Genomic DNA, 3,132 nt, shown 5'->3' on the forward strand with positions numbered 1-3,132 from the left:
GCATCCGCAACATTCTTATAGTCCTTTTCAGCTCCATTACCATTTTTATCAAAGACCTTAACTGTAAAAGTAGGAGCACTCCAGTTTCCATCTTTATAACCAGCACCACCGCCAAAATAGCCTGCAACTACATTGCTCATGGAATAAAGTTGAGAACCATTTATCGCATCAGTAGACACTGCTGTAATCGAACCAGCCTTAACACCTGTAAGAGTCCGAACTGCATTATCAACGTTTGCAATGCTTACCTTAGTTCCACTTACTTCTCCACCAATGCTAATAAGTCCTGTATCATCTTGCTTAACAAGACTATTACTTGCCACCTTAATATTTTCAATCTTTGCATCAAGATTCGTGAAAGAACTACTTACGCCAGTAAAGGCATCCGCAACATTCTTATAGTCCTTTTCAGCTCCATTACCATTTTTATCAAAGACCTTAACTGTAAAAATAGGAGCTATCCAGTTTCCTTTTCTATCGTATCCAGCACCACCGCCAAAAGAGATCGCAGTACTGATGCCTTGAGAAAAAAGCTGAGAACCATTAACTGCATCATACGAGACTGGCGAAACCCAACCATCAGCAACACCAGTAAGAGTCCTCAATCCATGAGAGCTATTTGCGATAGTTATTCTATTACCACCTACGTCCGCACCAATTGTAATAAGTCCTGATGCATCTTGCTTAACAAACTTATCATAGGTGGATTCAGCGACATAATTCTCCAAACCATACAACGCAGAACCAACGTCTCTATATATTTTACCTCCAATTATATAGGTTGGCGCAATACTTTTACGTATATTTGCACCTCCACCAAAATACTGCGCTACATTACCCCAAAGATCACAAGCAAAAACAGGAGAAGCATTTGATAAAAAGGCAGCTACTGACACTAATGAAAGCGTTTTTATAAAAGGTAATCGATAAGACGAGCAAGAATTTTTTAAATTACTCACTGCTAGTGTGTGTGGTGTGGTATATAATATTTTTTTCATAATAAATCCTCTAAGTAAAAAAAGATATTTAAAACATCAAAAAGACATATTCCGGTGCTACTAAGCTCCAGAGATTGTTTTTTCTTGTTTTATAAAAGATTAGGGTTGTCATAATGCGGAAGAGGACTATCTAAGATATCAATGAGGTTGTAGTCCACCTTGATTGATAGTCCGATTAATAAGGTTTATTTTCCCCTTTTAGGGGGGATTTTCTTTCTGTAGCAGAGCCTTTAAATTTAAAGGCGAAGAAAGGTGAAAGAAGTGTAGAAAAAACATGTTTGCGCGCTATTATTAAGTGTTGTGTGTTTAAGAGGCAATAAAGGATGTTTATTGCGCAAGGGAGTTAAGTTGTTTGTTGAGTAATTCAAAGCGTTTTTTGTAGGGTTATTGTGCTTTTGTCGTGAAAATAAGCGAGATACCCATGAGTTTTATATTTGTATCTCTTAAAGCTTTTTGAGATCAGACGATTGTGATTTTGTAATTTTTCCATAACTTACCGCACCCCGCTTTGCGAGAAGATTTCTAGTTTCTTTTAATTAATTTTTCGTACTCTATACAGATTATTAAAAAATAGCAAGGAAAAAATAATTTAATTATTTTTTTATATAATGCGTCTTTCTGATTCTTGAAATAATTCAAGAATTCATAGCCTCATTGTTTAAACTTTAGGCTTTTATAAAAGTGCTGGTGCATCGTTATGCTTTAAATATCCCTGTTGTGATCAAAGTGAGTCTTACTTAATCATTCCCGCTGCTACATACAAAGAAATAATAAAAATGGAAAAAATGAGATTTTTTATTTCTTTAAGCATACCCCCTAGTGGATATTCCTATTAATAAAATTATAAACTGTACAGTTTTAAAATATTGTGCGATTACGCGTGCTCTATTAATTTATATAAAAACATCACTCTGCATTTGTAATTTTTTTTGTTAAAATGCTTCACTGTAACTAAAATTAGTCCCACTAAGATTATTATTACAGAATACATTGTTATAAAACTTTACAAGTATACTACTCTATGAGTTTCTGTGTAAAATATCACCTCTTTATAAAATTTTTACCCTTGTCTGATGAAACAAGGGCGAATGCATTTTTTATTATTAATGCAGTGTTAAGTTTACTCCTGCACTTAACCCCCTGTAACCTCTTGCACTCGTGACAGATATATTAGAGCGAATCTTTCCATCTTCTGACATATAAACGGTTCCAATAGCTCAAGCCAATCGACTACGCCATAAACCACTACCAAAACAAAGACTTAAAGACCAAAGGATATTAAAATAACTTAAATTCGATACTTCTAAACCAACAGAGGATGCCTGTCTTGCTTCTTTCTGAGCTGTCTTAATATCACATCTTAATGCTTCAAATTTTGTATCCGTGTAAGATTTTGCATCATTAACAACATTACTCATTGCATTATACTATGGATTCAGAAAAACATTTATCTATATATTTTTTCGCATCATTAAAAACTGTCTTAATCTGCTGCTCACTATCATGTAATTGATCACCTTTTATGGCATTATACAATCCAATAATAATCTTATCAGCAGTAGAATTATGCAAAATAAAATACCCCCTATCTTGTCATAAAAAACAATGCTGCATTCATTAATAATATTATTACAATATATTAAAAATAAATATCGATTACTCAAATAATTCCTTTTGGAGATGATAAATGATTTTCTCATATAAAATTTCATAATAAAAAATATATTTTTACTCGAAATACGCCCTTATCTTCTATTGCTATTCATTTATGATGAAAATAACTTTCCTTCTCTTTAAATGGCACATGTAACGCATTTGATAAGAGAAGGAAAATTTATTTCGAATTTTCTATTGTTAATTCAGCGTTACCCTAAATCCAGCACCTACACCCCAATGTCCCCCAGAACTCGTTGCAGATACGTTAGAGCGAAATCTTCCATTTTCAGACATATAACCAGCTCCAATAGCAAGTGCAGATTGACTGCGCCATACACCCGTACCAAATGAAAAACTTAATTTTCCTGGTGTATCGTCATAGCTTAAATTAGATACTGCTAGACCAATAGCAGCAGCTTGTCTTGCTTCTTTCCGAACATCCTGAATAGCATAATTCAACGTCTCAAATTTCATATCC

2 protein-coding genes and 1 pseudogene are annotated in these 3,132 nt (G+C 33.8%); all 3 read right to left on the reverse strand.

Annotated elements, in window-relative coordinates; genetic code table 11:
* Positions 1 to 998 (reverse strand): annotated as a pseudogene (locus ACFILU_RS05315) (hypothetical protein); the annotation flags it as partial.
* Between the two features lie 1,217 nt (positions 999 to 2,215).
* Positions 2,216 to 2,416, reverse strand: a complete 201-nt coding sequence (locus ACFILU_RS05320) for a hypothetical protein (RefSeq protein ID WP_273791568.1) — start codon at positions 2,414 to 2,416, stop codon at positions 2,216 to 2,218.
* 436 nt (positions 2,417 to 2,852) lie between these two features.
* Positions 2,853 to 3,132: YadA-like family protein (locus tag ACFILU_RS05325; RefSeq protein WP_375675054.1), on the reverse strand; the 280-nt coding region annotated here is incomplete at its 5' end.

This window comes from Bartonella sp. CL100XZDX, assembly GCF_042195375.1.
Classification (GTDB): domain Bacteria; phylum Pseudomonadota; class Alphaproteobacteria; order Rhizobiales; family Rhizobiaceae; genus Bartonella.

Coding starts and splice junctions, on each gene's coding strand:
- ACFILU_RS05320 (WP_273791568.1), bottom strand. CDS start 2,416: ATGAGTAATGTTGTTAATGATGCAAAATCTTACACGGATACAAAATTT.